We start from the raw sequence: 24,871 nt of genomic DNA, 5'->3' as shown, positions 1-24,871 counted from the left end.
AATGAAAGCGGATATCCATCCGGAATACTTCGAGACCACCATCACGTGTGCCTGTGGCAATCAGGTGAAAACCCGTTCCACGGTGAAAGACGTCCATCAGGAAATCTGTTCCGCCTGCCATCCCTTTTTCACCGGCAAGCAGAAGCTGATCGACAGCGCCGGCCGCATCGAGAAGTTCACGCGCAAGTACCAGAAAGCCCAGGAAGCGAAAGCCGCCAAGCAGGCCTCCCCCAACTAGCTTTTCCATCCTCCGGAAAGCCCGACGGCGAAGAACCCTCCTTTTCACCCCGAACCCGGCCTGAGGGCCGAATCCCATGTTTGAACAACTCGATGACATCGAAATGCGTTACGAAAAGCTCAATGAGTTGATGAGCGATCCCAAGGTGTACGGCAACCCTGCCGAATACCAGAAGTGCGCGCGCGAACACTCGGAATTGAGCGACATCGTTTCCGGGTACCGGGAATGGAAACGGGCGGACCGCCAGTTGCAGGAAAACCGCAGGGTGCTGGATGAGGAAAGCGACCGCGAACTGATCGAGATGGCGCGTGAGGAGGTCGAGTCACTCACTCTCCGGAAAGAAGAACACGAAGCGCAGTTGAAGTTGATGCTGCTGCCGAAGGACCCGCGTGATGACAAAAGCGTCATCATGGAAATCCGAGCCGGGACCGGTGGCGATGAGGCGGGACTGTTCGCTGCGGACCTCTTCCGCATGTATTCCCGTTACGCTGAAGACAGAAAATGGAAAATCGAGGTGCTCACCAGCAACATCACCGGCGTGGGTGGCTACAAGGAAATTGTGTGCAACATCCAGGGCAAAGGCGCGTACAGCCGCCTCAAGTACGAGGCGGGAACGCACCGCGTGCAACGCGTTCCGGCCACAGAAACACAGGGACGCATCCACACTTCGGCGGTCACCGTCGCCATCCTGCCGGAAGCGGAGGAGGTGGACGTGCAGCTCAACCCGGGCGATCTCAAGATCGACGTGTACCGCTCATCCGGCCCCGGCGGACAGAGCGTGAACACCACCGATTCCGCCGTGCGCATCACCCACGTGCCCAGTGGGATCGTCGTCACCTGCCAGGATGAAAAGTCCCAGCACAAAAACAAGGAGCGCGCCCTCAAGGTCCTGCGCGCACGTTTGTACGAGGAAGAACAGCGCCGCCAGCAGGAAGCGATGGCGCAGGATCGCAAGTCGCAGGTGGGAACCGGCGACCGCAGTGAACGTATCCGGACCTACAACTTTCCGCAGGAACGGGTTACCGATCATCGCATCGGCCTGACCCTGCACAAGCTGACGCAGATCATGGAGGGGCACCTCGACGAGTTGATCGATAAACTGGTTTACCATTATCAAACCGAAGCCTTGCAGAAAAGCGGCGCTTCCTGAACCGTAAGATTCCCGATGTCCACATTGAAATCCGACACTCTCATAACCGTCGGCGAAATTCTGCAAGAGGCGGAAAACCGCCTGCAAGAGACGGGCGTGAATACGCCCCGCCTCGATGCCGAGGTCCTGCTTGCGGAAGCGATGCACACCACGCGTACGGGATTGATGGCGGATGCGGGCCGGGAAGTGACCCCTGTTGAGAGAACGGCGTTCACCGCCTGGCTGGAGCGCCGCGAACAGCGCGAGCCGGTGGCCTACCTGCTGGGTCGCAAGGAATTCTGGTCGCTGGATTTCACCGTGAACCCGGATGTGCTCATTCCCCGCCCGGACACGGAGTGTTTGATCGAGCATTTCCTCACACTGGTCAAACGCGACGGCGTGGAGGCCCCCCGCATCCTTGACGTGGGTACGGGATCAGGCATCCTGGCCATCGTTGCCGCACGCGAGTGTCCCACGGCCACCGTTACGGCGATGGAATTGTCCGACCGGGCGCTGGACGTGGCGCGGCACAACGCGTCGGCGCACAATGTTCTGCCACAGATTCAGTTCGTTCAGGGCGATTTTCACCGCGAGTTCTGGGAAGGTGCGCCGTTCGACTACATCCTCAGCAACCCCCCTTATATCGATTACGAAACTTATGAGACCCTGGCGCCGGAAATCCGCGAGTACGAGCCGAAACAGGCCCTGCTGGCGGGACCGGACGGCATGGACGCTTACCGGAAAATCATTCCGTTGGCGGCCATGTTGCTTCGTCCCGGCGGATCGCTTTTGCTGGAGTTCGGAAACGACCAGGGACCGGGGGTCAATCAGCTCGTGGCGGAAAACAACGGTTTCGAGGCTATTGAGCGGGCAAGTGATTACACGGGCGCGGAACGGGTGCTTTCGGCGAAAAGGAGAGCGGTCCGTGGATAAGATCTGCATCGAAGGCGGACGGCCTCTCAAGGGGACGGTGCGCATCAGCGGTGCCAAAAATGCCGTGCTCCCGGCTCTCGCCGCCACGCTCCTCACCGGCGGCAAAAACGAAATCACCAACATCCCACGCGTGCGCGATGTGCTCACGCTGGTTCGCTTGCTTGAAGACCTGGGATGCAAGACGGAGTCGTTCGAAGGCGACCGGATAGTGCTCGACTCCGCAAACATCCATAATCACAAAGCGCCGTACGATCTGGTGAAAACCATGCGTGCATCGTGCCTGGTACTGGGTCCTCTTCTGGCGCGTCTCGGCAAGGCGGAGGTGTCGCTTCCCGGCGGCTGCGCCATCGGCGCGCGTCCCATCGACCTGCATATCAAAGGCCTGCGTGCCCTGGGTGCGAAACTCAGTATCGAAGGCGGTTATATCAAGGGCCACGCCGACAAACTGAAAGGCACGCGTTTCTGTTTCGACTCGACCACCGTCACCGGGACCATGAACGTGATGATGGCGGCGGCGCTGGCGGATGGAGAATCCATACTGGAAAACGTGGCACGCGAACCGGAGGTGACTTTCCTCGCGGATGTGCTGAACCGGTGCGGTGCGAAGATCGAGGGTGGCGGCACCGATACGCTGGTCATCCAGGGGGTCCCGTCGTTGAAACCGATTCATTGCTCCATCTTCCCGGACCGTATTGAAGCGGCGACCTACATGGTCGCAGGCGCCATCACCGGCGGGGATGTGGAGGTGACGCATTGCCTGCCGCAACACCTGGAACCGGTTCTGCACAAAATGAAAGAGGCCGGAGTGGAGTTGACGGAAGGGGATCACTCGGTACGGGTGCGCCGTTCGGGGTCCCTGAACCCGGCGAACATCATCACGCAGCCGTATCCCGGATTCGCCACTGATATCCAGGCGCAGTTCATGGCATTGATGACCCTTGCTGAAGGACAGAGTGTCATTACTGAAACCGTATTTGAAAACCGGTTCCTGCATGCGGCGGAATTGAAACGGATGGGAGCCAATATCCTTCTCGACGGGCATACCGCCATCGTCACCGGAGTGAAGAAGTTGAGCGGTGCGCCGGTAATGGCTACCGATCTGCGGGCCAGCGCCTCGCTTGTACTGGCCGGGCTGGCTGCGGAAGGGGAAACGGTTATCTCCCGCGTCTATCACATCGACCGCGGCTATGAGACCATGGAAGATAAAATGTCCCGGTTGGGTGCCGCCATTCGACGGGTGCGCGCCTGATGGGTGATGGTGGGCTGCGGGTAATGCTACCGAAGTCCTGAAATGATAAAACCATGCGATCCACCGATTGGAAAAAAGAAAATATCCATCACATTGCGTTGTGGATGCCAAACTGGCTGGGTGACGTGGTGTTTGCTCTCCCGGCAGTGCAGGGAATCCGCAAAGTGTTTCCCGAGGCCCGCTTCACAGCGCTCGCGCGCCGTCCCGCCGACGATTTTTTAATTCACCATCCCGCATTCGACAGCGTCCTTCCCATTCCCTACGGAGCCAGCGAGGGTGCATTGGCGTCCTTGCAGTTCGGGCGGGCCCTGCGTAAGTACCGGTTCGACCTCTCCATCCTGTTTCCCAATGCCATACGCACCGCCTTGTTGTCGCGGCTATCCGGTTCGCGCCGGCGCCTTGGTTACGGCACGGAATGGCGGGGGTGCCTGTTGACACACCCGGTTCAAACCATTGATTCCCGAAGTATGCATGCGGTCGAATATTATTACCGCCTGGCGGAAACTTTGGGGGCACCGGCATTGGAGCGCTCGTTCGAATCGGTACTGACCGATGACGATGTGCTGCGTCAGAAGACGATGCTGGCAGAAAAGGGAATCGGCGATACTCCCTGCCTGGTGGCGGTGCAACCGGGTGCCTCGAAGCCGGAAAAACGCTGGCACGCGGAACGTTTCGGCGAGCTGTGCCGCAGGCTGGCGCAGGAACAGGACGCGCAATTCGTGTTTCTGGGAAGTCAGGCGGAGTCGGGGCTGATCGATGAAGTCCGCGCCCTTTGCCCGCCTGAAAAATGCGTGGCATTAACCGGCCTGCCTCTGCACGAGGTTCTGGGTGTGATCAAAAATTGTCGGTTTCTGGTAGCCAATGACAGCGGCATCATGAACCTCGCCGCCATGGTGGGCACGCCGGTGGTCGCGATATTCGGTCCCGGTAACGTGCTCACCACCGACCCCGTCATCGCCCCGGAGAAAAAAGAGATCGTCACCAAAAACTTTCCATGTTCCCCCTGCCGCCACCGATTCTTTGAGGAATGCGAACCCTCACCCAACAATAAGCCGTACTGCATTGAAGATATTCAGGTGGAGGAAGTGATGCAGGCGGTGAAGCGCCTTCTGCAGCGCGTTTGAGGGGTTTGCAGGGTCAACTCTCTAAGCCGGTCTCTTCCGGTGCCGCCGTTTCGTCCCAGTAGGGCTCCAGATCGAAATAGCTCAAAATCACCTGTTCCTCTTCCCGCGTCAGGGCCTCGATGTCTTCCGGGTTGGGTGCCTGCTGAATGGCCTCGCGCGTATACTGGGCCTGTACTTTGGCGGAATCGATCGTTGCCAGGTGGTCGATGGGAAACAAAACGGTTTTACCGCGTGTGGACAGGAACCCGCCTTCGATGAATACAATGTAGCGTACGCGGTGTGTGTCCGGTTCCGCCAGCACACCGCGGATACGCGCCATTTCGCGCATGTCCTTGTCGTACACGTAAGACCCGACCAGGCGCTCTTCGCTGCGGAGGTCGTAAATGTTGTCGTCGTGGTAACGCAGGGGACTCAGAGTCATGTTGTGCCCGGATTGGGGTGGCTGTTTGATTTGCCGCAAATTATATCAAATTTATCAATAGGTTGTTGTATAATTCTGTGATGACCGTATTGCCCCGTGGCACCTGGTCGCAGCCTGTATGAACTCCCAACCGGAGCCGATCATGCGACATTTCCATGCCCGAATGCCTGTCCTCCTTATGGCACTCTTTTTTGCGGTCTCGTTCGCTCCACCCGCTGAAGCCCGTTACATCTACGTATACACCGACGATCAGGGTGTGGTGCATTACTCGGATTTTCTGAGTGGCGTGCCGCCCAGGTACCGTGGGAAGGCGCGGGCCAAATTCGTTCCGGACAAGAAACCGCAATCCAAAGGCGGAGAAGATCAGGCATCGAAAGGAAGTGGCGGCTCCGGCCCGTCCAAGTCAACCGGGTCCACGGACCAGGAGCAGGTTGGCCTCTCCGAAGAGCAGGAACGGTTGATGAACGAGGTCAAGTCGGTATTGAACCGAATGGTGCCGCTGGGCGGTAAGTATAAGGATGTCCAGAAAAATTTCACCAACGGGCGTCGAATGTACGGTGACATCCAGGGCAACCTGTCCGTGAAAAAAGGTCTGGTGGACAAGCTTGGCAAGGCAAAAAATCCGCTGCTGGTGCAGGCCCGGGGATTTCTGCAAAGCAGTATTTCCCAGGATGAAAACACGGTGGTGAACACCGGCACCCCCAAGCGGAAGATTTATGATATTTATGCGCGTTTCGAATCCGAATCCCAACAGGCGCAGAACCTGATTCAGAAAATCGATCAGGCGATTCAAAAATCAAACCAGGATAAAGCGGAAGCAAAGGCAAAAGCCGAAGCGGCAAAGAAGTAACTCTTTTCATTTCTTCCACCATGATGCGGGGTCCTGTTACCGGCAGCAAGCCTCCCCCCTTTTCATTTCATGCGTTCCTTCCTTTTAAACCATCTACCATCCACTCCCGTTAGACTGGCAGCATGACCGCGATCAATGAATTCTTTGCCGGCCTGAGCGGATTCCTTTGGGGACCGTGGCTATTGATTCTGCTTGTCGGCACCGGAATCTGGCTCACCATCTGCCTGCGCGGAATCCAGTTCCGCATGCTGGGGTACGCGTTGCGCCTCACGTTTTCACGCGAGCGGGAGGGGGAGGGCGACATCTCGCATTTCGGGGCACTCATGATCGCGCTTTCTGCCACCATCGGCGTCGGCAACATCGCCGGTGTGGCGACAGCGGTCGCTCTGGGCGGACCCGGGGCGGTGGTGTGGATGTGGATCACGGCGTTGTTCGGGATGGCCACCAAGTATTCGGAAGGATTCCTTGCCGTGCGGTTCCGCACCACCAACGCGCGCGGGGAAATCTCAGGCGGCCCCATGTACTACCTGGAAGAAGGACTGGGCTGGCGGTGGCTGGGTGTGGTGTTCGCGTTCGCGGGAGCCATCGCCGCGTTCGGAATCGGCAACATGGTGCAGGCCAACACCACGGCGGAGGCCATCGTCGGCGTGGCGGGGGTGTCCAGGACGGTGGTCGGTGGGGTGTTGATGGTTCTCACGGGACTGGTCATCTTCGGCGGAGTCAAATGGATCGCCGAGGTGGTGTCGTTTTTCGTTCCGGTCATGGTGGTGTTGTATTTCGGCGGATCGGTGCTCATTCTGCTTGGCAACTGGGAACAGGTACCGGCCGGACTGGCCATGCTGTTTGAAGACGCGTTGTCCGGCACCGCCGCCTCCGGCGGATTCGCCGGTGCGACCCTGGCGCAGGCGATCCGCTTCGGCGTGGCGCGCGGATTGTTCTCCAACGAATCCGGGTTGGGAAGCGGCCCGATCGCAGCCGCCGCGGCAAGGACCAACCAACCCGCCAAGCAGGCCCTGGTGTCGATGACGGGAACGTTCCTCGACACCATCGTCGTCTGCTCGCTCACCGGTCTGGTTCTGGCGACCACCCGGGTGTGGACTTCCGGCGAGACCGGTGTGGCGCTCACCATGCAGGCATTTTCTGCGGGGCTTCCCGGCCAATGGGGACAGTGGATTGTTACCCTGGGTGTCGTCACTTTCGCTTTTTCGACGATCCTGGGATGGAGCTATTACGGGGAAAAATGCTTTGAGTACCTGGCCGGGGTGAAGTGGGTATGGTATTACCGCGCGGTTTGGTGCGCGGTGGTGTTCGTGGGGGCGGTGGTGAAGCTGGATCTTGTCTGGAACTTCGCCGATGCGATGAACGCACTCATGGCCGTGCCCAACCTGATCGCCCTTCTCGCTCTCAGCAACCTGATCAGGCGCGAAACCAGGCAGTTTGAGGAAGGTCTCAAAAACGGAACCATCCGGCGATACGATTGAACCCGGGTCCTGCTCAACCCGTCAGGCGGAACTTGATGATGAACCAGATGGCGGCGACGCCGTCTTTCCAGTTGATCTTTTTGCCTTCCGAATAATCCCGTCCGCTGTAGGAAATGGGCACTTCATAGATGCGGAAATTTTTGCGCGCAATCTTGCTGGTGAATTCCGGTTCGAAACCAAATCGGTCGCACTTGAGCGTGATGGAATCCAGAACTTTTTTTGTGAATACCTTGTAACAGGTTTCCATGTCCGTCAGGTTCAGGTTGGTGAACATGTTGGACAGCGTGGTCAGCACCTTGTTGCCGACGTAATGCCAGAAAAAGAGCACGCGGTGGGGCCCGCTCAAAAACCGCGACCCGTACACGACATCCGCACGTCCGTCGAGGATGGGTTCGAGCAGAACGCCATACTCCGAAGGGTTGTACTCGAGGTCGGCATCCTGAATGATGATCACGTCCCCGGTCAGGTTTTTGAAACCCGTACGCAAAGCCGCGCCCTTCCCCCGGTTTTTGTCGTGGTAGACGACCCGGAACCCTTCCTTATCTTCATACTCCTTTAAAATCTCGCGTGTGCCGTCAGTGGAATAGTCATCCACAAGCACGATTTCTTTCTCGTACGGCGTGGCTTCCACGCGCTCAATCAGGGTGCGGACGGTGTTTTTTTCGTTGTAAACGGGAATGACGACAGAGATTTTCACGGAGCCTCAGCCTGTGTAACTCGTGGTTTTCATTGGGGTCAACTGTCCCAGTGTAAGGCATCAGGCCCAGGATGTCTAAATTAAATTGGGGCGGGAAACTCAGGGGACAGTGACGTTTTCCTCGCGCATGCGTTCGAGCACGTGGTTGGCGAGAACGCCGGTCAGGATGCCGGTGAGCAGTGAAAAGGTGAGGAACACGGGCAGCAGTTGCAGGAATGTTTTCTGCTGAATGAAGAAAAAGAACACGCAGAGGAATATGGCGGTGGTGTGCGCGTAGGCGGCGGATACGCTGACGCCGATCAGGCTGAACCAGCGCTTTCCAAGGTGATGCACGAGTCCCATGACGGCCATTGCCGCGAGGCCACCGGTCAGGCTGAGGAAAAACGTGGGGCCGAGGAACGTGCCGCCGAAGATGCCGCCCAGAAAGATGCGAAGCACGGTGACGGTGAGCGCTTCAGAAAACCCGTAGCGCACCAGCGTGACGAGGGTGATGACGTTGGCGAGGCCGAGTTTCACCCACGGGGAGGGCAGGGGGAGCATCGCCTCCACGCGGTGAAGGACCACTCCGAGTCCGACCAGGATGGCGAGCACCACGAGCTTGCGGTTGTCGGGCGTCGCGCTGGGCGGGGGTGTGGCGGTCATGATGCGGGCACCGCCTCCGGCTCGGCTTCCTTCGCGGAGAATACATACTCGTCGTCCACGTAATCGACGAGGATGGCGTGGCCCTGCGTGAGTTCGCTGTTGATGATCTTCATGGAGATCGCGTTTTCGATTTTGTCTTCAATCAAACGGCGCAGCGGGCGTGCCCCGTAGGTGTCGCTGAATCCTTCCTTTGCAAGCTGGGCTTTCACGCGTTCGGTCACTTTCACGCTCATGTCGTTTTCCTGCAAGCGCTTGTTGAGGTTGTTCAGCATGAGGTCGGCGATGGCGCGCACGTGCTCCGGCTCCAGTTTGTGGAAGACGATCAGGTCGTCCAGCCGGTTGATGAACTCCGGCTTGAACAGCTTCTGCACTTCGCTCAGAACGAGCGAGCGGATCTGGTTGTAGTCGCGGTCAGGATCGTCCATGGTGGCGAAGCCGATGCCCTTGGTCTTGCCTTCGGTGATGAACTGCGTGCCGATATTGGAGGTGCCGATGATGATCGCGTTCTTGAAGCTGGTGACGCGGCCCTGGGCGTCGGTCAGGCGCCCGTCGTCGAGCAGCTGCAGGAGTATATTGAACACATCCGGGTGCGCTTTTTCGAGTTCATCCAGCAGGATGACGGAGTAGGGCTGGCGGCGTACTTTTTCCGTCAACTGCCCGCCTTCGTCGTAACCGATGTATCCCGGCGGCGAGCCGATGATCTTCGACACCGCGTGCTTTTCCATGTACTCGGACATGTCGAGGCGGATGAGGCGGTTTTCGTCGTCGAGCAGGAACTCGGCAAGCGCCTTGGCCAGCTCCGTCTTGCCGACGCCCGTCGGACCGAGAAACAGGAACGACCCGATGGGACGGTTCTTGTCCTTGAGCCCCGCACGGTTTCGGCGGATGGCGTTGCTGAGCGCAACGATGGCCTGGTGCTGGCCGATGACCCGTTTGTGCAGGTTGTCCTCCATGTTCTGGAGTTTTTCGGTTTCCGTCTCGCGGATCTTGTTGACCGGAATGCCCGTCCACGTGGCCACCACATTGGCGATGTCTTCTTCCGTCACCGAGTGATCGACGTCCTTGAGTTCATCATTCCATTTTTGTTTTTCGTCTGCGAGTTTGTGGTCGATCTCGATGACCTCCTGCCGCAGTTCCGCCACCTTGCGGAAATCCTGTTCGTCGAACGCCGCCTTCTGCGCTTTCAGCAGATCGTTTTTCTCCTTTTCCAGCTGCTGGATGACTGGCGGCACGTAGATCAGAGCGAGGTGTTTTTTCGCCCCGGCTTCGTCGAGCAGGTCCACTGCCTTGTCCGGCAGGGCGCGGTCGGAAATGTGTTTCTCTGACAGCTTGGCGGCGGCGCGGACGGCGTTGTCGCTGTAAATGATCGAGTGATGCCGTTCGTACCGCGCCTTGATGCCTTTCAGCATCTCGATGGTCATCTCGACCGACGGTTCCGACACCATGACAGGCTGGAAGCGGCGTTCCAGCGCCTTGTCCTGTTCGATGGATTTCTTGTAATCGTCCAGTGTGGCGGCCCCGATGCATTGGAGCAGGCCGCGGGAGAGCGCCGATTTCAGGATGTTGGAAGCATCCACTCCGCCCGCGCCCGCACCGGCGCTGACCAGCGTGTGCAACTCGTCGATGAAGAGAATGACGTTGCCGTGGGCGCTTACGATCTCGTCCTTCACCGCTTTCATGCGTTCCTCGAACTCGCCGCGCATCTTCGCGCCGGCGATGATCTCCGACAGCTCCAGCATCTTGACGCGTTTGTTGAGCAGGCTGTTGGGCACCTCGGCCTTGACGATCTTCTGGGCCAGGCCCTCCACGATGACGGTCTTGCCGACTCCCGGCTCGCCGATGAGCACGGGATTGTTCTTGTTGCGCCGCGACAGGATCTGGATGAGCCGGTCGATTTCCTTCTCGCGGCCGATGACGGGATCGAGCTCGCCGCGCCGGGCCAGGTCGGTGAGGTCCGTGGTGTACTGGCTGAGCACGTCCATCTTGCCTTCGGCGTTCTGCTCGTCGATGGTGGTGCCGCCGCGCATGATCTCCAGGTCTTCGTGAACCTTGGCGTATTTGAAGCCGAATTCCTGCAGGATATCGGCAACGCGCCCGATGCGGGAGTCCAGCATGCCGAGGAACATGGTGCCGACGCCGATGTAGCGGTCGCCGAACTTCTTGGCTTCATCCTGCGCCACTTCAAACAGGATGTTGGTTTCCGGGGACAGGTGGATCTGCTGGATCTGCTGCATCTCCTCCGGGCTTTCCGGCGAGACGGTTTCGAACAGGCGGTCGAGGAGCTGCCTTGAGAGGTCCTTGTTTTCGGGATAATAGGTTTCGAAGAAACGTTTCAGGCGGGAATCCTGCGCCTCGATCAGGCCGATCAGCACGAACTCCGGCGTGAGCAGGGTCTGGCGCAGGTTCACCATTTCCATGGCGCCGACGTTCAGGGCGTCGATGACTTTATCGGTGAATTGCCTCAAATATTGTTGAAGCATGATTCAAGTCGGATGAATGTGGGTGAGTGAAATGATTTCTTTTTATGATAACAAATTTTCAAGATGGATGTACACCGAGTCCGCCAGTGCCTCGTAATTGTAGCCGCCTTCCAGCATGGATATCAGGCGGCCCTGGCAGATTTCGTCCGCCGCCCCGCGGATCAGCCGGGTCATCTCCCCGAAACACTCCGTGGTGAGCGACACGTTGGCCAGCGGGTCGTCCTCGTGAGCGTCGAATCCTGAGGAGATGATGATGAGGTCCGGTTTGAAGCGGAACATCTCCGGAATCAGCTTGTCCTTCACCACCGAGATGTAATCCGCATCATTGGAAAACGCGCGCATGGGGAAATTGAGCGTGGTGCCCAACCCGTCGCCCGTCCCCGTTTCGTCCTTGTCGCCGGTTCCCGGATAAAAAGGAAATTGGTGAGTGCTGGAATAATAAATGTTAGGATCGGCGTAAAACGAGTGCTGGGTGCCGTTTCCGTGGTGCACGTCCCAGTCGAAAATGAACACCCGGTTGAGGTCCTTTTTCGCCAGCGCGTAACGGGCGGCGACGGCGACGTTGTTGAACAGGCAGAAGCCCATCGACCGCGTTTCCTCCGCGTGGTGGCCCGGCGGGCGCACGGCGCAGAACACGTTGTCGCAGGCGCCGTCCACCACCGCATCCACGGCGGTCAGCCCCGCTCCCGCAGCCAGCAGGGCCGAGTCGTACGACTTCGTGCTGATGGCCGTGTCCATGTCCAGGCGGCTCATGCCGGACTCGCAGGCGCGGGCGATGGAATCCATGTATTTTTCCGGATGGTTGAGCGCGATTTCCTCCGCCGTGGCGGGTCGCGGCTCCAGCGTGGACAGGCGCGAGCTCAGGCCGGATTCCTCCAGCTTTTGCGTGATGGCGCGCAGTCGGCCGGGGTTTTCCGGGTGGCTTCCGGTTTCGTGCTCCAGGTACAGCGGATGGTAGATGTATCCGGTTTTTTTCATGGGTTTCCGGGATGAAAAGGGGGAACGGCAAGCGTGAGTCCCGAGAATAGCAAAATCGCCCACCCCCCGCAATCGGTTTGAACGGCATGCACACCGCAACCCTCCCCGAAAAAATGAACGCCCTGCGCGACCGCGCGCGGGAGCTGGGATTCGACGCGCTGGGCGTGGCCCCCCCCGATGTCGGCGAGGACGGGGAACGGTTTTTGGAATGGCTCGACCGCGGACACGGCGGCGAGATGGCCTACATGAAACGCGGCGAAGCCAAGCGTCTCGATCCCGCGCTCATCCTGCCCGGAGTCCAAAGCATCCTGTGTCTGCGCACCAATTACCACACACGGGCCAAATCCCTCGACTTTTTGAATCAGCCGCAGACGGGCGATATTTCCAACTACGCGTGGAACGTCGATTACCACGACCTCATCAAACCGCGCCTGCACAAGCTGGAACATTTTTTATGGGAACTGTTTCCCGGATGCGCCAGCAAGGCGTACGTGGACACCGGCCCCGTGCTGGAAAAAGCGCTGGCACAAAAATCCGGGCTGGGATGGATCGGCAAGCATTCGAACCTGCTCACCGAAGGGCTGGGATCGTATTACTTCCTCTCCGAGATTTTGATCGACGTGGCCCTGCCGCTCTCCGAGCCCGCCACCGACCATTGCGGCACCTGCACGAGCTGCATCGACATCTGCCCCACGCGCGCCATCGTCGCCCCTTACGTGCTGGACGCGCGGCGGTGCATCTCGTACCTGACGATCGAGCTCAAGGGCGTCATCCCGCTCGAGTTCCGCAGGGCCCTCGGCAACCGCATCTACGGATGCGACGACTGCCAGATCGTGTGCCCGTGGAACTCGTACGCCGTCACCACAGACGAACCCGCGTTCCAGGAACGCGACGGCACGCGGTTGCTGATCGACCTCATGCGCCTCGATGAGGACGGGTTTCGGGAGCGGTTCCGCAAAAGCCCGGTCAAACGCATCAAACGGCGCGGCCTCCTGCGCAATGCCGCCGTCGCCCTGGGCAACAGCGGCGACCCGCAGGCCGTTCCCGTGCTTCTGGAGGCGCTTTGCGACCCGGAACCGCTGATCCGCGCGCACGCCGTGTGGGCGCTGGGGGAACTGCTGGGCAACGAGGCCTGGCAGGCGGTACAGGGTTGCCTGACGGGCGAGGCCGACCCTGCCGTTCTGACCGAAATCGAGCGCCTAAAACCCGTTGATAATCTGGGCGGAAACGGCCTATAATCGGCATTTCCCCAAAATCAGGAGCACCATGGACAAAAACGGAGAATACCGCTTTCTGAAGGCCTGCCGGGGCGAACCGGTGGACTGCACCCCGGTCTGGTTCATGCGCCAGGCAGGCCGTTACATGAAAGAGTACCGCGACCTCAAGGCGAAGTACTCCTTCCTCGAAATGTGCCGCACACCGGAGCTGGCCACCGAGGTCACGCTCCAGCCCCTGGACGTACTGGGCGTCGATGCGGCCATCATCTTCGCCGACATCCTTCTGCCTCTGGAGCCGATGGGCACCGGGCTGGAGTTCACGGCAGGTGACGGTCCCTCCATCCCGCGGCCGGTGCGCACACGCCAGGATGTGGATAACCTGCGTCCGGTCAACAGTGAGGAGCAGCTGGGGTACGTCGGGGATGCGATCAAACTGGTGCGCAAGGAAATTGCGGGGAAACTGCCGCTCATCGGGTTCAGCGGCGCGCCGTTCACCCTGAGCAGCTACATGGTGGAAGGCGGCAAGTCGAAGGAGTTCACCACCACCAAGCTCATGATGTACAAGGAGCCGGAGACGTGGAACCTGCTCATGGACAAGGTGGTGGACGTGCTGGTCGATTACCTGAAGATGCAGGTGAAAGCGGGCGCGCAGGCCCTCCAGATTTTTGACAGCTGGGTCGGCTGCCTCAATCCAGGCGACTACGAACGCTACATTCTGCCGCACACGAAACGCGTATTCGAAGGCCTCAAGGAATGCGGCGTGCCGGTGATCAATTTCAGTACGGGCACCTCGACCATGTTGCCGCTGGTGCGGCAGTCCGGCGGGGACGTCATGGGCTTCGACTGGCGTATTCATCTCGACGACGCGCGCCGGCAGATCGGTATGGACACGCCGGTGCAGGGCAACCTGGATCCCAACATCCTGTTCGCGCCGATCCCGTTGATCCGTGAAAAGGTGCTCGATATCCTGAAACGTGCCGAAGGGCGGCCGGGCCACATCTTCAACCTCGGCCACGGCATATTGCAACACACGCCGGTCGACCACGTCAAAGCCGTGGTGGACATGGTGCACGAGTACCAGCATGGCTGATCCCACCGCACAGAACGTGAAGACGGGCGTCATCCTGCTCGCCCACGGTGCGCCCACGCGCGTCGCCGACATCCCCGAATACCTGAAACGCATTCGCGGCGGTACGGCGTCGAGTACGGAAGTGATCCGCGAAATCACCGAACGCTACGAAGCCATCGGCGGCAGTTCGCCTTTGCTCGAGATCACAGAGGCGCAGGCGGAGGCGCTGGAGCAGTTCCTCAACCAGGAAGGCGACCGCTTTCGCGTGTACATCGGCATGCGCAACTGGTACCCGCTCATTGAAGAAGCCGTACAGAAGGCGAAGGCCGACGGTGTGGACCGCCTCATCACGCTGTGTCTCGCTCCGCAGTTCAGCAAGTGGAGCACCGAGCGTTATCTGAACTCGTTCAACGAAGCTTTGGGTGCGTGCGATGCGGGCGGCATTCCGGTGCAGTTCATCAAAAGCTGGCCCAACCAGCCGTCGTTGATCGACGCCTTTGTGGAACGGTATCAAGCGGCCGAATCGGATCTCAAGGCCAAGGGTTATGACACGTTCCACACTGTGTTCACGGTGCACAGCATTCCCTCCGCGTACGTGGAGGAGGGAATCGATCCCTACGTGCAGGAATACGAAAAAACGCTGAACGGCATCCGCCAACAGGTGCCGATGGAGCCGTGGCATCAGGCGTACCAGAGCCAGGGGATGATCCCCTGTCCGTGGCTGGAACCGAGCGTGGAAGAAATCCTCGACAAGATCGCCAGCGAGGGCGGCAAGGCGGTGCTCATTTTCCCCGTCGGGTTCGTCTGCGATCACATTGAAATTCTTTACGATATCGACATCGGATTCAAGAAATATGCGGAAGAAAAGGGTCTTTCCCTGTTCCGCACGGAATCCCTCAACACCTCTCCCCTGTTCATCGAAGCCCTGGCCGGAGCCATCTGGGAACACCTTATCTGACCCCGTTTCCTTCTATGGATTTCCCTCTTCCAACAGTGATACTCTGTTGGTATTGAGGTGATTCGACATGAAATTTTCTTACCGATTTTTTACCTGGGCGCTGGCGCTTTTCGCGTTGAGCGCTTTTTTCTGTCCACAGATGGCCGCGGCCGAAGGAAAGGAAACCCGCGTTGTGCTGGGTGCGGTCCTGCCTTTGAGCGGCGAGAACGCGTCGCAGGGCACCGATGCCGAACGCGGTATTCAGCTTGCGTTGAAGACCCACGCTCCTGCCCTGGCCAGGAAGGGTCTCAAGGTCAAGATGGTGATGGTGGACGACCGCTCCGATCCCGAACAGGGCAAAAAGGTGACACGCGCGTTGATCGCCGAAGAGAAGGTGCAGGCCATCGTCGGTCCGTTCACTTCCCCCGTGTTCCTCGCCATGTCGCCCATCGTGCAGGAGAACAGGGTGGTGTTGATGTCGGGAAGCGCCACCACCCCCATGATCCGCAAAGCGGGCGACTACGCTTTCACGCTGGTCACGCCGGACGACCGCCAGGGCCGGGCGCTGGCGCGGTTCGCCTATGAAATCCTGCGCGCACGGCAGGGCGTCATCCTCTACCTCGACAACGATTACGGGCGCGGGTTCCAGAAGGTGGTGCACCGAGAGTTCACCCGGCTGGGCGGGAGTGTCGACTGGGTGCACGGCATCGCCAAAGGCACGACGGATTTTTCGGCAACGCTGGAAAAAGTGAAGGACCTGGACCCGCACGCGGTGTTCTTCCTCACGTATCCGGCGGAAGGGGGACTGCTTCTCAAGCAGGCGCGGGACATCGGGCTGGAAGCGCCGTTCCTGGGCGGTGACGGGGTGTACAGCCAGGACCTGATCGACATCGCAGGCGAGGCGGCGCGCAACACCTTCGCTTCCGCCATGAACTGGCGGCTCAAATCGCCGAAACCGCACGTGCGGGAATTCGTCAAACATTTCACCACGCAGTACGGCGTGCAACCCAACCTGTATTCCGCCAGTTATTACGACGCTGCGACCATCATCCTGCAATCCCTGCTCGCGGGCAAACTCGATGCCGAATCCATGCGCCAGCACATCGAACAATCGCGGTTTCAGGGCGCCACAGGGGAAATCCGTTTTGAATCCATTCACGCTGTGAAAAAACCCATCGACATTTTCAAGGTCGAGGATTACACTTTCGATTACTTTCAAACCATCATGACGCACTGAACGCGCGCGTGATGCGTGGAGCGTGACGGGTGCCCGCCCTTCGAGATTCTCCCGCCCTTTTTGTTACATGGATACCAACGAACTCAATCCGCAACAACTGCAGGCCGTCCGGCACACGGAAGGTCCGCTCATGCTGGTTGCAGGCGCCGGGTCAGGCAAGACCCGCGCCATCACATTCCGCATCCTGCACATGATCCGCGACAAAGGCATTGCGCCGGAGAACATCCTGGCCATCACCTTCACCAACAAGGCCGCGGGTGAAATGCGCGAACGCGTGCTGGGCCAGATGGGCGACGGCGGCCGTGCACCCTGGATCAGCACCTTCCACTCGCTGTGCCTGCGCCTCCTGCGCCAGCACATGGAGTTTTCCGGATACACGAAAGATTTCGTGATCTACGATGCGCAGGACCAGTTGTCGCTGGTCAAGAAATGCATGAAGGCGGCGGAGGTGAATGAAGAGGCGTTTCCGCCCAAAACCATCCTGAACCACATCAGCGGATTCAAAAACGATTACCAGTTGCCGGAACACATCAAGCTCGATGCCCTGCCCTACGGCCACAAGCTGAAGGCGGCGCACGTGTACCCACACTACCAGAATGCCCTCAAGGAAAACAACGCCCTCGATTTCGACGACCTGCTGATGATGACGGTGAAACTGTTCAAGACGAACAAAGAACTGTGCGATCACTACAACGACCGCTTCCGCTACATCCTGGTCGATGAGTTTCAGGACACCAACCTCACGCAGTACCATCTCATTCAACTGCTGTCGCGGGCGCATCACAACGTGTGCGTGGTGGGCGACGACGACCAGAGTATTTACCGCTGGCGCGGCGCCAACCTGGAAAACCTCCTGCATTTCGAGAGGGATTTTCCCGGAACCACCGTCATCAAGCTGGAAGAGAACTACCGCTCGACGCAGACCATCCTGAACGCGGCCGGAGCGGTGGTGAGGCAGAATGCGGCGCGCCGCGAGAAAAATTTGTGGACGCGCAACGAGTCGGGCGAGCCCATTTTGTATTACCGTGCCGAGGATGAAATCGACGAAGCCCGCGCGGTGTGCGAACGCATCCACCAGTGGGTGAAGGACGGTGCGTCGCTCAACGACATCGCCATCCTCTACCGCACCAACGCGCAGTCGCGGGTGCTGGAGGACCAGCTTCGCCACCTGGGTGTGACCTACCAGGTGATCGGCGGCCTCAAGTTTTACGAGCGCAAGGAGATCAAGGACATCCTGAGTTACCTGCGCGTGATCCTCAATCCCAACGACTCCGTGTCCCTCAAGCGCATCGTCAACACGCCGGTGCGCGGCATCGGCAAGGCCTCTGTAGACAAGGTGGAGGCGTACTGCGGCGAACACCATCTGACGTTACTGGAAGGGTTCCGCAAGGCAGGGGGGATTGTGGGCACGGGCCCGGCCAAAAAAATCGCACAGTTTGTCGCCATGATGGACCGCTTTCAGCAGGTGGTGGAAGATCACTCGGCGGTCGATCTGCTGAAGGAGGTGTTCGAAAAAACAGGTTACCTCACGGCCCTGCAGAAAGAGAACACGCAGGAGGCGAAAAGCCGGCTGGAGAACCTGAACGAGTTGTATTCCGCCGTCGAACAGTTCGTGGACATCGACCGCAAAGGCTCGTTGCGGGAGTTCCTCGACACCACCACGCTGGTCGCCGACCTCGACAACCTGGACGACAGCCGCGGTGTGCTGGCGCTCATGACACTCCACACCTGCAAGGGACTGGAGTTCGATTCGGTGTGCATCATCGGTTTCGAGAACGGGCTCCTGCCGCACGCCAGTTCCCTGTCGAGCAACGACGAGTATGAAGAAGAGCGGCGGTTGTGTTACGTCGGCTTCACCCGCGCGCGCAAGCGGCTGATGGTCAGCAATGCGCGCAGGCGGCGCATTTACGGAAGCACCTTCACCTACCAGCCCTCCGATTTCATCAATGCCATTCCGCGCGAGGTGATGACGATGGAGTCCAGCGCCCCCGCAATGACGACATCGTCTTCCTATTCTTCATCCTACGCGTCAAGAAACGGCGGTGACGAGTGGTCACTGCCCGCGGGCGCATCGCCGCCCGCCACCGACACCGGGTTCGCCGTCGGCACGAAAGTCCTGCATCCGAAGTTCGGCTCCGGCGTGGTGGTCAACCGCGAAGGCAGTGACGACGACATGAAGGTGGTGGTGTTTTTCAAAAAGGCGGGAAAGAAAAAACTCGTCGTCGCCCACGCCAACCTCATCGTGGTTTGAATTTAAAAGGCGGTCTGCTTCAGGCGTAGCCGTTCAACAGTTCCATCAGGCGGGCCTTGTGGTGCGGCCAGATGCGCAGGTCGAGCGTCATGGTCTCGTCGTGGTAGCGCTCGTCCACCACCAGCGCGTGCTTGCGGATTTCGGGAATGAGGTCCGAGCGCGTGTAGTCGAGCTCCACCTGGTAGGGCACCAGCCGCGCTTCGTAGTGGTGCACGATGGCGTGGCGCAGGTCGTCCAGTCCCACTTCCTTCCGACAGGACACGAACACCGCATCCGGATACAACCGCCGCATCTCTTCCACGTCCTGCGCGTTTTCGATACGGTCGATTTTGTTGAACACGTTCACGGTGGGGGTGTCGTGCATGCCGAGTTCGTTGAGCACGTTCTCCGCCGTCGCCATCTGCCGGCGGTAATGCGGGTGGCTGATGTCGATGACGTGCACCAGCAGGTCCGCATTGCGCACTTCGTCCAGCGTGCTTTTGAACGACGCGACCAGATCGTGCGGCAGTTTGTCGATGAGCCCGACGGTGTCGGCAAGCAGGATCGGGTACGGAAAATTCTTTTTCACCTTGCGCACGGTGGCGTCCAGCGTGGCGAACAGTTTGTTCTCGACCAGCGTGTCCGCGCCCGTCAAACAGTTCATCAGCGTCGATTTGCCGACGTTGGTGTAGCCCACCAGCGCGACCTGGTAGGTGGTCTGCCGGCTTTTTCTCTGCGTCTGTTTTTCCTTGTGAATGCGGTTGAGCTTCTTCGTGAGCTTGGAAATCTGGTCGCGGATCATGCGCCGGTCAAGCTGGATCTGCGTTTCACCCACGTCGCGCATGCCGATGCCGCCGCGCTGGCGCGACAAATGACCCCACATCCGTGTCAATCGTGGTAATGAGTATTTCAACCGCGCCAGCTCCACCTGGGTTTTCGCCTCGCTGGTGCGCGCGTGGTCGCTGAAGATTTCGAGGATGATCCACGACCGGTCCACCACGTTGCACTTGAGCAGGTTTTCCAGGTTGCGTGTCTGTGCAGGCGACAGGTTTTCGTCGAAGATGACGATCTCCGCATCGTGGTGCTTCACTGCCTGGTGCAGTTCCTCCACCTTGCCGCTGCCGAGATAGGTTTTTGGGTGGATCGTGGCCAGCCGCTGGGTGAGGTGGGCGACGGGATCGTAATGCGCCGTGGTGGCGAGCCCGGACAACTCGTCCAGCGAGTCGCCGACCGGGGGACCCGAGCCCTGGTTCGTCTCCACGCCGACGAGGATGGCGCGGGGCTGGTGGTTGTTCACTTTCTGTGTATCAAAATAGACAGGCTTCATTCGCTCCCATTATATCGCGGCACCCGAGGCCGTGCCAAACAATTGCAAAGCTCCCGGCCTGGAAAATTCGTTTGAAACCGGTCAGCGCCCTCCGGGGTGTGGATAGTATTGCTTTTCAAGCAGTTGCCCGTCGCGGCCGTAATGTTCGCTTTCCAGCATCCGGTCGTTATCGTGGCGGTACACGAACTGCACCTGCCCGTCTTCGTAATACGTTTTGCTCTCGCCGTGGCGGCGGCCTTCTTTGAATTCGAGTTGCGCCTTCACCGTGCCGTCGGGATGGTACAGCGTCACCGGACCGTGCAGAAGGTCGTTCTGGTAAAACCCGCGGTCCTTCACCGCCCCGTCCTTGAAGTAGCCGATGCTTTGGCCGTGCCGCTGGCCGTTCTCGTACACCCACACGGTCATCAGTTCGCCGCTGTCATAATAAAAACGGGCCAGCCCCTGTTTCACGCCGTGTTCGTACATGTACTCGCTCATGAGCGACCCGTTCCTGCGGAACTCGCGTGTCCAGCCGTGGCGGAACCGGTTTTCATCGATTTGGATCTCGAAATGCACCGCGCCGTTGGGATAGGATTGAATGATGGTTTCCCGTTCGGCCGACGCCGGGACGGGACACGCCACCGCGAGCCACAGCAAGGTGGCGGCGAAGGAGGCGGGCATGAAAGCGAAGCGAATCAAAATCATCCTGCTGGTTGTGGGGGGTGTGGTCTACGCCGTGTGGGCCTGGCGCGGTCCCATCCAGTCGCTGGAACTCAAGTACGGCGAAAGCGGTCTCACCTGGGGCCTGCTGGTGTTCGGCGTGTTGATTCCCTACCTCGTCTATTTTATCACCGGCCTGTTCAAACCGGACACCCCGAAGGAGTGACGCTTCAATCGTCGGCGAACAGGTGACCGACCCACAACAGGACGACCATCACCACCGACAGCGTGTGCTGGGTGTGAAGCAGGCGCGTGACCTTCGCGCCGGGCTGGTCGGCCCCTTGCAGTTTCATGGCGAGACCCGACAGACACAGCACACCGATCAGGCCCCACCCCGCCCACAGCACCCAGTTGCTGTCCTCCGCCCACCAGCCGTGCAAGTAGCTCAGTCCGAGCATCACCGGATTGCCCCAGTAGTGGTAATTGCGCCAGCGCACTTTCCATTGCACCGGCTTGCGGACGACAAAATCCGGAAGCGCTTCGCGCACACTGCGGGGCAGTTTGCGAACCCCCATGTGGTAATACCAGAGCGCATTCAGCAGAACAAGGCCCCAAAGGGAAAGCACGCCCAGTGCGTCGCTCACTTCCTCCAGGAACGAATCGCCGGATTCATGGTCGTGATCGTCCCCGTTGGCGAAAGCGGGCAGGGGCGCACCGATCCAGAACCAGGCCACGAAAGACACCGCCGTTTTCAGAAAACGTCGGCAGGGAAAGCGAAGGTCCATTTATTTGTGTGTTGCAGGATGTTGAGGTGAGGGTTCGACGGGCAGGGTGATGGATTTGCCGCGCCACTGCCGCCAGAACAGGCGGAGGAACACTTTCAGGTAATTGGGTCCGGTCCTGTGCAGGTTGAAGCTGGAGAAGCCCATGTCCACCGAGCGGTTGATCCACGAGATGGGCACTTCCTCCACCTTGTACCCGAGCAGGAGCGGTTGCAGCCCCGTTTCGGCATTGGCGGCAAAATCGTGCGCTTCCAGCTGAAGGTTTTGCGCTACCTCGCGTTTCATCAGCTTGAGGTTGTTGGTGAGGTCGCGCAGGTACTTGCGGAACAGGATGCGCGCCAGCAGGTGAAACGCGCGGTTGGCGAGGATCTTGGTGAACGCGTAATTGAGCAGAACGCTGTCGCGTGAGAAACGGGAACCGATGGCCACGTCCGCGCCACCGGCCACCGCGTCGAACAGCCCCGTCAACTCCGGCAGGATATGCTGGAAATCACAGTCCATGAGCAGTACGTAATCGCCTTGAGCGGCGGCGAGTCCGTCGCGCAGCGCCCGGCCCACCCCGTTTGGCGGCGTGCGCCTCACCAGCCGCACGCGCGGGTCCTGTTCATGCAACGTTTCGCCCACCTCCGCCGTGCGGTCGGTGCTGTTGTCGTCGACCAGCACGATCTCCTGGATGTAGTCGTCAAAGTAACCCGTCAGGTTGGCCACCAACGGTTTCAGGTTCGCTTCTTCATTGTGGCACGGCACCACCACCGACACCCGGCCCTTGAGCGACGCGTGTTCGGTGAGCGGGACATACGGACGCTTCCAGTCTTCCGGCGCGGGATTCTGTCCGTTGAGATACAACTCGCCGGCGAAGTTGCGCACGTAAGGCATGTTTTCCAGGATGAGACTCAGATTCTGTACCGGCCACAACAGGGCTTTCGGCAGGGGGGGGAACAGAAAATCGTAGGGAAGAATGCGGATTCCGGTGAAGCCGATTTCCGAGAGGATCGACATCATCTCGATGCGGTTGAAGCGCGGTCCTTCTTCCCGCAGTTTGACGAACGGGATGAGGCGCGTGACCAGGCGGCGCAGTTGCGAATACGGGTTCCACGGGTTGGGCTCGAACAGCAGGAAGCGGCCGCCGGGTTTCAACAGTTTGCGCGCTTCGTGCAGAAACGCGCCGTAGTTTGGGTTGGGAAGCATGTGCCACGCGACCACGGTGTCGAATTTGCGTCCCGCAAGCGAGCCGGGGAATTCGTTCAGCAGGACCGGCTCGACGTTCTCCGGTTTGTTCGCGTTGAGTTCATCAAAGTAATCGGGATTGAAGGTCGCCGCGGTGACGGGGTGTTTGTGGTCGTGCAGTTCGGCGATCTCACGGGTCCAGCGCCCGTCGCCGCAACCGAGATCGAGGATCGATTCGCCGGGCAGGAGATGGAACAGGTGGCGCGCCATGTGCGCCCGCCATTTCAGGCGGTGCGGGATGAAGTAATCCTTGCGGTCCCAGTAATGCATGCGCGCGCGTTCGCGCTCACGCAGGGCGTCCACCACATCCATCGGGCAGGTTCCTCATGCGGTTTTGAACAGGCGGCCGAGCCGCGCCTTGAGCAGGCTGAAGGCGTCCTTGAGCATCGACTTCACCATCTTGTTGCTCTTGTTGGCGGCGCGGTCGGAGAAGAAATCGCGGAACAGGTAATAGATGCGCACCGGCTTGCGCAGAAAATAGAACACGTAAAACAGGCCTTGCCCGAAAATCACCAGGAACGACAACTCGCGGTGACCGAAGCGCGGGTTGTACGACGTCTTGCGTGCGCCGAAATCCTGGAACGTGAACAGGCTCATCAGGTAGTCGTCGTCGAGCTCGGGGATTCTGCCGTTTTCGCGAAGCTGGTTGAACGACTCGGTGTTCGGTTGCGGCGAGTAGGCGTTCAGGTTCACGTTGGTGAATCCGAGCATGGCGCATTTGATCATGGCGGCGTAGGTTCTGAACACGCTTTTGTATGTGTCCTCGGGAAAGCCGATGATGAAGAAGCAGCCGACGTTGATGCCCGCCTGGAGCGCCTCGCCCGCGGAATGGAACATCTTGTCGAGATCGACCTTCTTCTTGATCGCCTGCAGCACTTCCGGGTCGCCGGATTCCGGGGCGAAAGCAAACTCGTGGCATCCTGCCGCCTTCAGTTTTTTTGCGAGGTCGTAGTCGATGGCCTCGCTGCGCGTGCCCGACGGCATCTGGAACGTGATCTTCATGCCGCGTGCCAGCACCTCGTCGCAGAAGGCGTGCATCCAGTCGCGACGGACGATGGCGGTGAGGTCCTCGAACTGGAAATCGGTGACGCCGTAGCGTTCCATGTACGTCTGCATTTCATCGACCACGTTTTTGTGGTCGCGCGCCGTCCACTCCGTTGTCCACATGTGCGGGCTGGTGCAGAAGGTGCACTGGAACGGGCATCCGCGTGTCGCCAGCATGGGCATGAAGCGGCCCTGCGAGGCGCCGTGCGGCTGGTTGACGGCGTTGTACTGCTCGATGTCGAACAGGTCCCACGCCGGCCAGGGAATGGAGTCGATGTCGCGGATGCGGTTGTGACGCGGGTTGGTCTGGATGGTGCCATCGGGTTGGCGAAACGCAATGCCCGCGAGGTCGTCAATCGGTTTATTTTCCTGCCAGCGGTCCAGCAGACGGACGATGATTTCTTCGCCTTCGCCCAGCACCACCGCATCGAGCGGCGCCTGTTCCAGGGAAAATTCGGGAAAGCCGGTGACATGTTCGCCGCCCATGAGAAGGCGTTTGTGGGGGAACCGGTCACGGATGCCTTTCACCAGGTCGCGCACGTACACCCAGTTGGAACTGAACATGCAACCGAGGCCGATGACGTCGGCGTCCTCCGGAATGCGGTCAATGATCTCGCCGTTCTCCAGGCCGCGGATGTTTATGCCCCGGAACTCGAAAAACTTGCGCGGCGCGGAGCCGGGTCCGTCCACCACGGCCACCTCGTGGCCCGCCTCCCGCAGGGCGGCGGCGATGTAGGCCAGGCCGATGGGCGGCATGCTGATGGTCGAGACGAAGTTCGTCAGCGATACGAATTTGGATGGCTCGATCAGGCAAATTTTCATAAAAAAAGCGGTCCCGGCTGCGGGCGGAGTGTGTGAACGGCTGTCTTTTCAGTGTAACAGGATAAATCCCCATCTCAAGCGAATCGTGAGCCAGGAGGATAGGGTCGGCGGGAAGAAC

At 59.6% G+C, this 24,871-nt stretch carries 23 protein-coding genes; 13 read left to right on the top strand and 10 right to left on the bottom strand.

Features of this window, described 5'->3' with window-relative positions; translation table 11 throughout:
• The first annotated feature begins 1 nt into the window (after nucleotide 1).
• The 5 genes from rpmE (at nucleotide 2) to waaF (ending at nucleotide 4,673) form a co-directional block, all read left to right on the top strand.
• On the top strand, nucleotides 2-238 hold the full coding sequence (gene rpmE / locus ACTRXA_RS12185) for a 50S ribosomal protein L31 (RefSeq protein ID WP_005007709.1): 237 nt from the start codon (nucleotides 2-4) through the stop codon (nucleotides 236-238).
• A 76-nt stretch (nucleotides 239-314) separates the two neighbouring features.
• Nucleotides 315-1,388, top strand: a complete 1,074-nt coding sequence (gene prfA / locus ACTRXA_RS12180) for a peptide chain release factor 1 (protein WP_442427466.1) — start codon at nucleotides 315-317, stop codon at nucleotides 1,386-1,388.
• Between the two features lie 15 nt (nucleotides 1,389-1,403).
• Nucleotides 1,404-2,300, top strand: a complete 897-nt coding sequence (gene prmC, locus ACTRXA_RS12175; RefSeq protein ID WP_442427465.1) for a peptide chain release factor N(5)-glutamine methyltransferase — start codon at nucleotides 1,404-1,406, stop codon at nucleotides 2,298-2,300.
• A complete protein-coding gene (murA, locus tag ACTRXA_RS12170; RefSeq protein ID WP_442427464.1) occupies nucleotides 2,293-3,549 on the top strand; it encodes a UDP-N-acetylglucosamine 1-carboxyvinyltransferase in 1,257 nt (418 codons plus the stop codon). Before prmC ends, murA begins: the two co-directional genes overlap by 8 nt.
• Nucleotides 3,550-3,602: 53 nt before the next feature.
• On the top strand, nucleotides 3,603-4,673 hold the full coding sequence (gene waaF, locus ACTRXA_RS12165; RefSeq protein ID WP_442427463.1) for a lipopolysaccharide heptosyltransferase II: 1,071 nt from the start codon (nucleotides 3,603-3,605) through the stop codon (nucleotides 4,671-4,673).
• 13 nt (nucleotides 4,674-4,686) lie between these two features.
• Here the strand turns inward: waaF and ACTRXA_RS12160 are convergent, their stop codons facing one another.
• On the bottom strand, nucleotides 4,687-5,094 hold the full coding sequence (locus ACTRXA_RS12160) for a PRC-barrel domain-containing protein (protein ID WP_442427462.1): 408 nt from the start codon (nucleotides 5,092-5,094) through the stop codon (nucleotides 4,687-4,689).
• A gap of 142 nt (nucleotides 5,095-5,236) precedes the next feature.
• Between ACTRXA_RS12160 and ACTRXA_RS12155 the strand changes: the two genes are divergently transcribed.
• Entirely contained in the window at nucleotides 5,237-5,944 is a 708-nt protein-coding gene (locus ACTRXA_RS12155; protein WP_442427461.1) for a DUF4124 domain-containing protein, read from the top strand.
• A gap of 122 nt (nucleotides 5,945-6,066) precedes the next feature.
• Nucleotides 6,067-7,425, top strand: a complete 1,359-nt coding sequence (locus tag ACTRXA_RS12150) for an alanine/glycine:cation symporter family protein (RefSeq protein WP_442427460.1) — start codon at nucleotides 6,067-6,069, stop codon at nucleotides 7,423-7,425.
• A gap of 13 nt (nucleotides 7,426-7,438) precedes the next feature.
• Here the strand turns inward: ACTRXA_RS12150 and ACTRXA_RS12145 are convergent, their stop codons facing one another.
• The 4 genes from ACTRXA_RS12145 to ACTRXA_RS12130 all read right to left on the bottom strand — a co-directional run bounded on the left by ACTRXA_RS12145 (nucleotide 7,439) and on the right by ACTRXA_RS12130 (nucleotide 12,222).
• Nucleotides 7,439-8,122, bottom strand: a complete 684-nt coding sequence (locus tag ACTRXA_RS12145; protein WP_442427459.1) for a glycosyltransferase family 2 protein — start codon at nucleotides 8,120-8,122, stop codon at nucleotides 7,439-7,441.
• Between the two features lie 99 nt (nucleotides 8,123-8,221).
• Entirely contained in the window at nucleotides 8,222-8,764 is a 543-nt protein-coding gene (locus ACTRXA_RS12140) for a Gx transporter family protein (protein ID WP_442427458.1), read from the bottom strand.
• Nucleotides 8,761-11,244 (bottom strand): ATP-dependent Clp protease ATP-binding subunit, encoded by a 2,484-nt coding sequence (locus ACTRXA_RS12135; RefSeq protein ID WP_442427457.1) that lies wholly within the window; start codon nucleotides 11,242-11,244, stop codon nucleotides 8,761-8,763. Before ACTRXA_RS12135 ends, ACTRXA_RS12140 begins: the two co-directional genes overlap by 4 nt.
• A 42-nt stretch (nucleotides 11,245-11,286) precedes the next feature.
• Nucleotides 11,287-12,222, bottom strand: coding sequence for a histone deacetylase family protein (locus ACTRXA_RS12130; protein ID WP_442427456.1), 936 nt, complete (start codon nucleotides 12,220-12,222; stop codon nucleotides 11,287-11,289).
• Nucleotides 12,223-12,308: 86 nt separating this feature from the next.
• Between ACTRXA_RS12130 and queG the strand changes: the two genes are divergently transcribed.
• From queG to ACTRXA_RS12105, 5 genes are all read left to right on the top strand, one after another.
• On the top strand, nucleotides 12,309-13,460 hold the full coding sequence (queG, locus tag ACTRXA_RS12125; protein WP_442427455.1) for a tRNA epoxyqueuosine(34) reductase QueG: 1,152 nt from the start codon (nucleotides 12,309-12,311) through the stop codon (nucleotides 13,458-13,460).
• 28 nt (nucleotides 13,461-13,488) lie between these two features.
• Nucleotides 13,489-14,529, top strand: a complete 1,041-nt coding sequence (hemE, locus tag ACTRXA_RS12120) for a uroporphyrinogen decarboxylase (RefSeq protein ID WP_442427454.1) — start codon at nucleotides 13,489-13,491, stop codon at nucleotides 14,527-14,529.
• A complete protein-coding gene (gene hemH / locus ACTRXA_RS12115; RefSeq protein WP_442427453.1) occupies nucleotides 14,522-15,466 on the top strand; it encodes a ferrochelatase in 945 nt (314 codons plus the stop codon). The genes hemE and hemH overlap by 8 nt, the downstream gene beginning before the upstream one ends.
• 67 nt (nucleotides 15,467-15,533) lie before the next feature.
• Nucleotides 15,534-16,682 carry an ABC transporter substrate-binding protein gene (locus ACTRXA_RS12110; RefSeq protein WP_442427452.1) on the top strand — a complete coding sequence of 383 codons (1,149 nt, stop codon included), beginning with the start codon at nucleotides 15,534-15,536 and terminating at the stop codon, nucleotides 16,680-16,682.
• A 67-nt stretch (nucleotides 16,683-16,749) separates the two neighbouring features.
• Entirely contained in the window at nucleotides 16,750-18,933 is a 2,184-nt protein-coding gene (locus ACTRXA_RS12105; protein ID WP_442427451.1) for an ATP-dependent helicase, read from the top strand.
• Nucleotides 18,934-18,952: 19 nt separating this feature from the next.
• Here ACTRXA_RS12105 and hflX read toward each other — a convergent pair whose 3' ends face one another.
• Nucleotides 18,953-20,239 (bottom strand): GTPase HflX, encoded by a 1,287-nt coding sequence (gene hflX, locus ACTRXA_RS12100; RefSeq protein ID WP_442427450.1) that lies wholly within the window; start codon nucleotides 20,237-20,239, stop codon nucleotides 18,953-18,955.
• Between the two features lie 81 nt (nucleotides 20,240-20,320).
• Nucleotides 20,321-20,917, bottom strand: a complete 597-nt coding sequence (locus ACTRXA_RS12095) for a toxin-antitoxin system YwqK family antitoxin (RefSeq protein WP_442427449.1) — start codon at nucleotides 20,915-20,917, stop codon at nucleotides 20,321-20,323.
• Between ACTRXA_RS12095 and ACTRXA_RS12090 the strand changes: the two genes are divergently transcribed.
• Nucleotides 20,898-21,104 carry a hypothetical protein gene (locus ACTRXA_RS12090; RefSeq protein WP_442427448.1) on the top strand — a complete coding sequence of 69 codons (207 nt, stop codon included), beginning with the start codon at nucleotides 20,898-20,900 and terminating at the stop codon, nucleotides 21,102-21,104. The genes ACTRXA_RS12095 and ACTRXA_RS12090 overlap by 20 nt on opposite strands.
• 4 nt (nucleotides 21,105-21,108) lie before the next feature.
• Here ACTRXA_RS12090 and ACTRXA_RS12085 read toward each other — a convergent pair whose 3' ends face one another.
• The 3 genes from ACTRXA_RS12085 to ACTRXA_RS12075 are packed head-to-tail and all read right to left on the bottom strand — an operon-like array spanning nucleotide 21,109 to nucleotide 24,753.
• Nucleotides 21,109-21,663 carry a hypothetical protein gene (locus ACTRXA_RS12085; protein WP_442427447.1) on the bottom strand — a complete coding sequence of 185 codons (555 nt, stop codon included), beginning with the start codon at nucleotides 21,661-21,663 and terminating at the stop codon, nucleotides 21,109-21,111.
• Complete coding sequence (locus ACTRXA_RS12080) at nucleotides 21,664-23,199, bottom strand: glycosyltransferase (protein ID WP_442427446.1); 1,536 nt, start codon at nucleotides 23,197-23,199, stop codon at nucleotides 21,664-21,666. It lies immediately after the preceding gene.
• A 12-nt stretch (nucleotides 23,200-23,211) separates the two neighbouring features.
• Entirely contained in the window at nucleotides 23,212-24,753 is a 1,542-nt protein-coding gene (locus tag ACTRXA_RS12075; protein ID WP_442427445.1) for a B12-binding domain-containing radical SAM protein, read from the bottom strand.
• Nucleotides 24,754-24,871: the final 118 nt, after the last annotated feature.

Origin of the sequence: Nitrospina sp. P1_D6 (genome assembly GCF_052156615.1) — a bacterium.
Lineage (GTDB): Bacteria > Nitrospinota > Nitrospinia > Nitrospinales > Nitrospinaceae > Nitrospina.
The sequence above is the reverse complement of the archived record's forward strand: the minus strand, read 5'-3'. Positions and strand labels throughout refer to the sequence as shown.

What these genes read in the sequence shown, in the direction of transcription:
- ACTRXA_RS12080 (WP_442427446.1), bottom strand. Translation starts at nt 23,199, where the DNA reads ATGGATGTGGTGGACGCCCTGCGTGAGCGCGAACGCGCGCGCATGCAT.
- ACTRXA_RS12155 (WP_442427461.1), top strand. Translation starts at nt 5,237, where the DNA reads ATGCGACATTTCCATGCCCGAATGCCTGTCCTCCTTATGGCACTCTTT.
- ACTRXA_RS12075 (WP_442427445.1), bottom strand. Translation starts at nt 24,753, where the DNA reads ATGAAAATTTGCCTGATCGAGCCATCCAAATTCGTATCGCTGACGAAC.
- ACTRXA_RS12150 (WP_442427460.1), top strand. Translation starts at nt 6,067, where the DNA reads ATGACCGCGATCAATGAATTCTTTGCCGGCCTGAGCGGATTCCTTTGG.
- ACTRXA_RS12105 (WP_442427451.1), top strand. Translation starts at nt 16,750, where the DNA reads ATGGATACCAACGAACTCAATCCGCAACAACTGCAGGCCGTCCGGCAC.
- hemE (WP_442427454.1), top strand. Translation starts at nt 13,489, where the DNA reads ATGGACAAAAACGGAGAATACCGCTTTCTGAAGGCCTGCCGGGGCGAA.
- hflX (WP_442427450.1), bottom strand. Translation starts at nt 20,239, where the DNA reads ATGAAGCCTGTCTATTTTGATACACAGAAAGTGAACAACCACCAGCCC.
- ACTRXA_RS12090 (WP_442427448.1), top strand. Translation starts at nt 20,898, where the DNA reads ATGAAAGCGAAGCGAATCAAAATCATCCTGCTGGTTGTGGGGGGTGTG.
- rpmE (WP_005007709.1), top strand. Translation starts at nt 2, where the DNA reads ATGAAAGCGGATATCCATCCGGAATACTTCGAGACCACCATCACGTGT.
- ACTRXA_RS12135 (WP_442427457.1), bottom strand. Translation starts at nt 11,244, where the DNA reads ATGCTTCAACAATATTTGAGGCAATTCACCGATAAAGTCATCGACGCC.
- ACTRXA_RS12140 (WP_442427458.1), bottom strand. Translation starts at nt 8,764, where the DNA reads ATGACCGCCACACCCCCGCCCAGCGCGACGCCCGACAACCGCAAGCTC.
- queG (WP_442427455.1), top strand. Translation starts at nt 12,309, where the DNA reads ATGCACACCGCAACCCTCCCCGAAAAAATGAACGCCCTGCGCGACCGC.
- ACTRXA_RS12110 (WP_442427452.1), top strand. Translation starts at nt 15,534, where the DNA reads ATGAAATTTTCTTACCGATTTTTTACCTGGGCGCTGGCGCTTTTCGCG.
- prmC (WP_442427465.1), top strand. Translation starts at nt 1,404, where the DNA reads ATGTCCACATTGAAATCCGACACTCTCATAACCGTCGGCGAAATTCTG.
- ACTRXA_RS12160 (WP_442427462.1), bottom strand. Translation starts at nt 5,094, where the DNA reads ATGACTCTGAGTCCCCTGCGTTACCACGACGACAACATTTACGACCTC.
- prfA (WP_442427466.1), top strand. Translation starts at nt 315, where the DNA reads ATGTTTGAACAACTCGATGACATCGAAATGCGTTACGAAAAGCTCAAT.
- hemH (WP_442427453.1), top strand. Translation starts at nt 14,522, where the DNA reads ATGGCTGATCCCACCGCACAGAACGTGAAGACGGGCGTCATCCTGCTC.
- ACTRXA_RS12130 (WP_442427456.1), bottom strand. Translation starts at nt 12,222, where the DNA reads ATGAAAAAAACCGGATACATCTACCATCCGCTGTACCTGGAGCACGAA.
- ACTRXA_RS12085 (WP_442427447.1), bottom strand. Translation starts at nt 21,663, where the DNA reads ATGGACCTTCGCTTTCCCTGCCGACGTTTTCTGAAAACGGCGGTGTCT.
- waaF (WP_442427463.1), top strand. Translation starts at nt 3,603, where the DNA reads ATGCGATCCACCGATTGGAAAAAAGAAAATATCCATCACATTGCGTTG.